Source organism: Bacillota bacterium (assembly GCA_040754675.1).
GTDB lineage: Bacteria > Bacillota > Limnochordia > Limnochordales > Geochordaceae > Geochorda.
The window spans coordinates 1-6,422 of record JBFMCJ010000233.1; the positions used below are offsets into that span (position 1 = coordinate 1).

Below are 6,422 nucleotides of genomic sequence, written 5' to 3' on the forward strand. Positions count from 1 at the left end.
GACTTATCTGGCCATCGCGGCGGTGGTCGCCGCCGCCGTCATCGGTGCGTCGTGGGCCGCGGCCGGGGTCCCGAAGGCCAGGAGCATCCCGGTGCTCTGGGCCGGACCTGCAGGCCCTCTCAACATCGGGCACCGCGGCGCGGCGGGGCTTGCGCCCGAGAACACGCTGGCCGCATACGAACAGGGACTGCGCCACCGCGCCGACTGGCTCGAGCTCGACGTGCACCTGAGCCGGGACGGGCAGGTGGTGGTCATCCACGACGACACGGTCAACCGCACCACCAACGGGCAAGGGCCCGTGCGCGCGATGGCGCTCGACGACATCAAGGCCCTGGATGCCGGCTACCGCTTCACCGCGAACGGCGCCAGCTTCCCGTACCGGGGGCAGGGACTGCAGATACCCACCCTGGAAGAGGTGCTGACGGCTTTCCCCGGGGCTCGGTTCATCGTGGAAATGAAGCTCTCCGACCCGGCGTTCGCGGAGCGCGTTCTCGAGGTCGTCGAGCGGGCCGGCGCCCGGGACAGGGTGCTCCTGGCCGCCTTCAGTGACCCCGTCGTCCGGCGAGCGCGGGAGCTTGCGCCAGACGTCCCCACCTCGTTGGGGATGGGGGAGGGCCTTCGCATGCAGCTCCTGCTTCGGCTGGGCCTTGGCGCGTTCTGGCGTCCCCCCGCGGACGCGGCTCAGCTCCCCGAACGATACGGCGTGCTGCCCGTGGTCACCGAGGCCGCGGTGCGGTTGCTGCACCGGCGCGGGGTTCCCGTGCACGTGTGGACGATCAATGATATCGGCGATATGCGGCGCCTGACCGCCCTCGGGGTCGACGCGATCATCACCGACTACCCCGACCGCATGGAGGCCGTGCTGGCCGAGCGGGCGGCGCGGGGAGCGTCCGAGCGCTAGGAGGAGAAGAGGGAAAGCTCTTGCTGATCAGTTTCGATCTCGACGGGGTGCTGATGCGCAACCCCTTCCGGGACGGCGTGTTTCCCGCCGTGGGCGCCGCGATGGCTGCGGTGTTCGGAGGCGATGCACGCCGGGCCATCGAGGCGGTGACCGAGGAACATTTCCGCCGCCTGAGCGAGTCGAGGCAGGATGGCGGGCAGGTGGAAGAACGGGCGGCCCGCAGGGCGATCGATCCCTACGACTGGGACAGCATCATCGAGACGGTCGCGAAAAGCCGGGGCCTTGAGGGCATGCCGCCGCAAAGCGTCGCCACCATGGTCGAGTACTACGCCGGCCGGCCGGGGTTCGTGGCGTGCACGCACCCGACGGTCCGCGCGACGCTGTCGGCGCTGCGGCGGGATGGTCACCGGCTGGTCGTCGTGACCAACGGGTTGTCCGTTTACCAGCGGCCTGTTCTTGAGGCCCTTGGTCTTCTCGGCTTCTTCGAGACGCTGGCGGCGCCGGACCTCTGCGGCCACGCCAAGCCGGACGCCGGGGCGTTTTACGCGGGGGCAGGCGAACTGCGGGCACCCGAGGCCGTGCACGTGGGGGACGATCTTCTCTACGACGTGGCCGGGGCGAAGAAGGCGGGCCTGCTCGCCGTCTGGGTCATGCCGCCCCGGCTCTCACGCGGCCTGCAACTCGCCTCGACCCCGCCCTGGGAGCGGCCGGCGGCCTTGCAGCGCCTCGACGCCTGGCACGCCGAACTTGCCCGGTCCCTCGACCGCCGGCCGGCAGCCGACCGGGCGCTCGTCGACTGGGCGCGGCCCGACGCCGCCGTCGTGCACGTGGGTGAACTGCCGGTACTCATCGCGCACTGGCAGCAGGGCGCCGCCTCCACCGACAGCGCTGCATCCAGCACCTCCGGCGCTGCCGGCGCTACCCTGACCCGGGCCCGGCGGCGCGCACGCAAAAGCTACCGGATTCCGGCCGTGCCTCTTGGCTATGCGGGCGAGGCGCTCGTGCGGTGGTTCGAGGCGAAAAAGCGCGACCTGCCATGGCGCCGAAGCGCAAACCCGTACGCTGTGCTGGTTTCCGAGTTCATGCTGCAGCAGACGCAGGTTAGCACCGTCATCCCGTACTTCGAGCGGTTCATGGAGCGCTTCCCGACCCTCGAGCTCCTCGCTCAGGCGGCGGTGGACGACGTGCTGCAGGTGTGGCAGGGGCTCGGCTATTACCGGCGGGCGCGCTACCTGCACGAAGCGGCCCGGACGGTCGTGGCGCGTTACGGTGGGCGCATCCCCGACGACCCGGCGGAGTTGCGGCGCCTGCCCGGCGTCGGCCCGTACATGGCCGGGGCCATTGCCAGCATCGCCTACAACCGCCCCGAGGTGGCCGTCGACGGCAACGCCGCCCGGGTGCTCTCGCGCCTCGTGCTCCACTGGGAGCCTCCGGGCGCGCGCAGCGCCCGGGAGCTCTCCGGCTGGGCCAGGGGCATGGTACCTGAGGGGCGGGCCGCGGACTTCACCCAGGCTCTCATGGAACTCGGCAGCCAAATCTGCCGCCCCCGCGAGCCTCTGTGCCGGGAATGTCCGCTGCAGCGGTTGTGCGCGGCCTGGGCATACCGCCTCCAGGCCGAACTCCCGGTGCGCCGCACATCCCCGCCGGTGCCGCTGGTGAGGGTGGCCGCTGCCGTGGTGGCGGACGCGCGGGGGCGCGTCCTTCTGGTGCGCAGGCCTGAGGACAGGTTGCTGGGTTCGCTGTGGGCGCTTCCGGCCGAGCCACTGGCCGACGATGAACCGTGGGAGGCGGCCGCCCGGCGGGCGGCGCTGCACCAGGCCGGGATTCAAACGGAAGTGGTGCAGGCCCTCGGCGAAACGCAGCATACCTTCAGCCACCAGCGCTGGAGGCTGCGTGCCTTCCGGATGAGGGCGCTTCCTCCCGAGACGCTCGACGGTGCCCGGTCCGTCCACCAGTCCTCGGCCGCCGAGGCCCCTTCGGCCTACGGAGCTCTGGAGGTCCGTTGGGCGTCCCCCGCGGAGATTCCGTCGCTTCCCATGGCCCGGGCCTTCCAGCGCCTGCTGCAGCTTGACGGCACGATCGAAGCCAGGCGGGCTGCCCCGTGACTCGGGTACGCCTTCGAGACCCGTATGCGTGGCCTGCGACCGCCGGGCGGGCCCGCAGCGGGGAACGGGCCGAGCTCGCACCCCTTTGGGCGAAGGGGCAGCTCCACGTCCACACGTCGCGCTCGTTCGACGGGCGGATGCCTCCGGAAGCCGTGGTACGGGCTTACCGGGAACTCGGGTTCCACTTCATCTGCATCACCGACCACGACCGGCTGTGGACGGGGTGCGCGTTTGACCAGGGGCTGCTGGTGGTGCCGGGCGAGGAGAGCACCCTCTTGCGCCCCTTCCCGCCGCTGGGACGCCACCTGCTCCGGCTGTTCGTGCGGGAAAGTGTTCCGGCTCTCGCCCGAGCCGACCGAAAGATCGCGCTCTCAACGCAGCAGGGAGCCCTTCTCGCTGCCGCCCACCCCGCCTGGAGCGGAAACCTGGGCACCGGACGGTGGCAGGTGGCGACCCTCGCCGATTCGCGCCTCATGCTGGTCGAGATCGTCAACCACCACTCCCCGACCCGTGACAACGTAGCGCTCTGGGACGCGGCGCTGGCGGCGCGAGGCGCCGACGCCCCCCTGTGGGCAACCGGCGTGGACGACAGCCACCGCTCCGAGCAGATCGGGCGGGCGTGGGTCTGGGTGCGACTGGAAAGGCCGCTCGACGCGTTCCCCTCGCCCTGGCAAGCGGCCCTTCACCTGCGGGCAGCGCTGGCATCCGGCGCCTTTTACCCGAGCACGGGCGCCCGTGCCCGGTTCGGGGTGGTGCAGGAAGGCGATGAGACGCAGGCCGTCGCGGTCGAGGTCGAGCGCTCACCCGGCACGGCGCCCGAAAACTCCCCTCCCGGTGTCGCCCCCCACGGCAGCCAGCAACCGCCGGCCATACGCTTCTTCGGCGCCCGCGGGCACCTTCTGCACGAGGCCTTCGCCTGGCAGGCGCGCTACGCTCCCAGGGGCGGCGAAGGGTACGTCCGGGTCGAGGTCACGCTCCACGGTGGGCAGGCCGCCTGGTCTCAGCCCTTCTGGCTCGTGGAGCGAGCCCCGTAGTTGAGGCGCCGCCGCGGCCCGCGCGTGCCGCTATCGATGCGTCGATAGCTCTTGCGGTTTCTCGGCCGGGTTTTCCCGCAGGAACGCATCGACCTCGGCCCGCCCGGGCAGCGACGGTTGAGCCCCCGGCCTGGTGGTGGACAGCCCGGCGGCGGCGTTGGCCAGTTCACACGCCGCAAGAAGCGGCATCCCCGAAGCCAGCCCGGCCGCCAGCGCCCCGCAGAACGCGTCTCCTGCCGCCGTCGTGTCCACCGCCTTCACCCGCGCGGCCGGGATGTGGTAAGCCCGGGATGCGCCGCGCTCGGCGATCACGGCCCCCTGCTCGGCCATCTTGACGATGGCCACCTGCACCCCGCGTTCGAGCAGCGCCTCGCAGGCTCTGCGGCCGTCCTCCACGCTGCGCACCGGAAAGCCCACGAGCGCCTCCGCCTCCACCTGGTTGGGCGCTACGCCCCAGACCTGGCCGAGCCATTCCCTGGCCCGGGGGTGAATCGGGGCCGGATCGAGGATCACGGCAGCGCCGGCCTCCCTTGCCGCCCCGAGCACTGCCTCCACCGTCTTTGCAGGGATCTCGAGCTGGACCAGCACCGCCGACGCCCCTTCGAAACACTGCGTCGAAGCGGCGACGTCCGCCGGCGCGAGGGCGGCGTTGGCTCCCGGGGCGATGGCGATGGAGTTGGCGCCGGAGTCATCCACCCAGATGGAGGCCACCCCCGTCGTCTCACCCGGCGTCTCCCGGAGGTAGCGCAGGTCGATCCCCTCAGCCTCGAGAACCCGGCGCAGCGCCTCGCCGAAGGCGTCGGCGCCCACCCGCCCCACCATGGCCACACGTGCCCCCATCCGCGCCGCGGCCACCGCCTGGTTTGCCCCTTTGCCGCCCGGGAACTGGGCGAAGCTGCGTGCTGCCACCGTCTCACCTGGCCGGGGCAGGTGAGGCGTGCGAACCACCAGATCCATGTTCAGACTGCCGACGACCACCACGCTGCCGCCGTGAACCCTCTCGGCCATGCCAGCGCCTCCCGGGCGTATCTTCTCCACGGCTCGGTGCCCACCCTGGCGCCGGTTACTTTCCGGGCACCTTCAGCGCTGCCGCGCCGGTTCAGCGGCCCCGATCGACGCTGCTTTCGACGGAGATCGGGTTGCGCAAGCACCACGTGGCCGGGCAGCGCTGTTCGGCCAGCACGCGCAGCCGCTCCATGGTGTCGTCGTCTGCATCGGAGTCGGCCACGATGGCCCACTTGAAGTGTTCGATGACGGGCGCCTCGCCGACCCCCAAGAAGCGTTCCATGTTGAGGCGCGCCGAGAGCTTCACCCTCAGGGAGCGGAGCGTGACCCCCTCCAGGGCCGCGACCAGGGCGAAGGTCGACGCAAAACAGGCCGTTGAAGCATACAGGCAGTACTGAAGGGCGCTCGGCGCCTTGCCCCACCCCCCAAACTGGGGCGGGAAGTCGGCCATTACCTCCACCGGCCCGGCGTTGGGGGCATTGAGAATGCTGCGGTACTGGGGCTCCCCCTCCGCCAGGTTCCAGGTGCCTTCCATCTCGACCTGCATGACCGCCGCCGAGCGATCCTGGGCCGCCCGGCGCATGGTTTCCTGAAGCCTGCCCACCTGCACGTTGTCCAGCACCGCGGTCGTTGCCACACCGCCACCCCCGGCCGGTAGATCCGTTTTGCACGGTGAGATCATAGCATACGGAAGAGATTACCGTACACCCCAGGGCATACGCACCCCGCATCCCGGCAGGCCGGCGGCAGGCCTGGCCGAGGCGCGTGCGCCGGCGGCCAGGATGCCCCCCGCGTCCGGCCGAACCCACCCCCCTGGAAGGAGAGGGGTGCCATGAAGTTCCATACCGAGTACCTCACGTTCAACACGGGCAGAAAGCGCGAGTACATCAATATCACGGACAGGGTGGCCCAGGCGGTGCAAAAGAGCGGCATCCGGGAGGGGATGGCGCTGGTCTCGGCCATGCACATCACCGCCGGGGTGTGGGTCAACGACGCCGAGGAGGGGCTTCTCGCCGACATCGACGAGTGGCTGGAGAAGCTTGCGCCCTACCGGCCCGACTACCGGCACCACCGCACCGGCGAAACCAACGCCGACGCGCACCTGAAGAGCCTCCTCGTTCACCACGAGGTGATCCTGCCCGTGACCGGCGGCCGGCTGGATCTGGGGCCCTGGCAGCAGGTGTACTATGCGGAGTTTGACGGGCAGCGCCCAAAGCGCGTCGTCATCAAGGTGATGGGCGAGTAGGCACGCCTAGCGGCCCGCCAGGCGTTCCTGGAAGTCGTACACCATCCGGGAGATGGTGGAGATGTCGGCAAACCCGCTCTCGATGTCTTCCACACCCTGCGACATGATGCAGAGGATGTACGGACGGCGGG

General features: G+C 70.7%; 6 protein-coding genes. 4 read left to right on the plus strand and 2 right to left on the minus strand.

What is annotated here, in order from left to right:
- The 3 genes from AB1609_13450 to AB1609_13460 all read left to right on the plus strand — a co-directional run.
- On the plus strand, positions 1–901 hold a 901-nt coding region (locus tag AB1609_13450; protein MEW6047465.1), incomplete at its 5' end, for a glycerophosphodiester phosphodiesterase.
- A gap of 20 nt (positions 902–921) precedes the next feature.
- Positions 922–3,006: an A/G-specific adenine glycosylase gene (gene mutY / locus AB1609_13455; protein MEW6047466.1), complete on the plus strand. Its 2,085-nt coding sequence runs from the start codon at positions 922–924 to the stop codon at positions 3,004–3,006.
- Positions 3,003–4,040, plus strand: a complete 1,038-nt coding sequence (locus tag AB1609_13460; protein ID MEW6047467.1) for a PHP domain-containing protein — start codon at positions 3,003–3,005, stop codon at positions 4,038–4,040. Before mutY ends, AB1609_13460 begins: the two co-directional genes overlap by 4 nt.
- A 30-nt stretch (positions 4,041–4,070) precedes the next feature.
- Here AB1609_13460 and rbsK read toward each other — a convergent pair whose 3' ends face one another.
- A complete protein-coding gene (gene rbsK / locus AB1609_13465) occupies positions 4,071–5,048 on the minus strand; it encodes a ribokinase (GenBank protein ID MEW6047468.1) in 978 nt (325 codons plus the stop codon).
- Positions 5,049–5,139: 91 nt separating this feature from the next.
- Positions 5,140–5,682: an OsmC family protein gene (locus AB1609_13470; protein ID MEW6047469.1), complete on the minus strand. Its 543-nt coding sequence runs from the start codon at positions 5,680–5,682 to the stop codon at positions 5,140–5,142.
- Positions 5,683–5,877: 195 nt separating this feature from the next.
- On the opposite strand from AB1609_13470, the gene AB1609_13475 reads away from it, so the two are divergent.
- Entirely contained in the window at positions 5,878–6,291 is a 414-nt protein-coding gene (locus AB1609_13475; GenBank protein MEW6047470.1) for a secondary thiamine-phosphate synthase enzyme YjbQ, read from the plus strand.
- Positions 6,292–6,422: the final 131 nt, after the last annotated feature.

Bases quoted from the DNA above. Each gene is read 5' to 3' on its own strand.
- rbsK (MEW6047468.1), bottom strand. From the start codon at position 5,048: ATGGCCGAGAGGGTTCACGGCGGCAGCGTGGTGGTCGTCGGCAGTCTG.
- AB1609_13475 (MEW6047470.1), top strand. From the start codon at position 5,878: ATGAAGTTCCATACCGAGTACCTCACGTTCAACACGGGCAGAAAGCGC.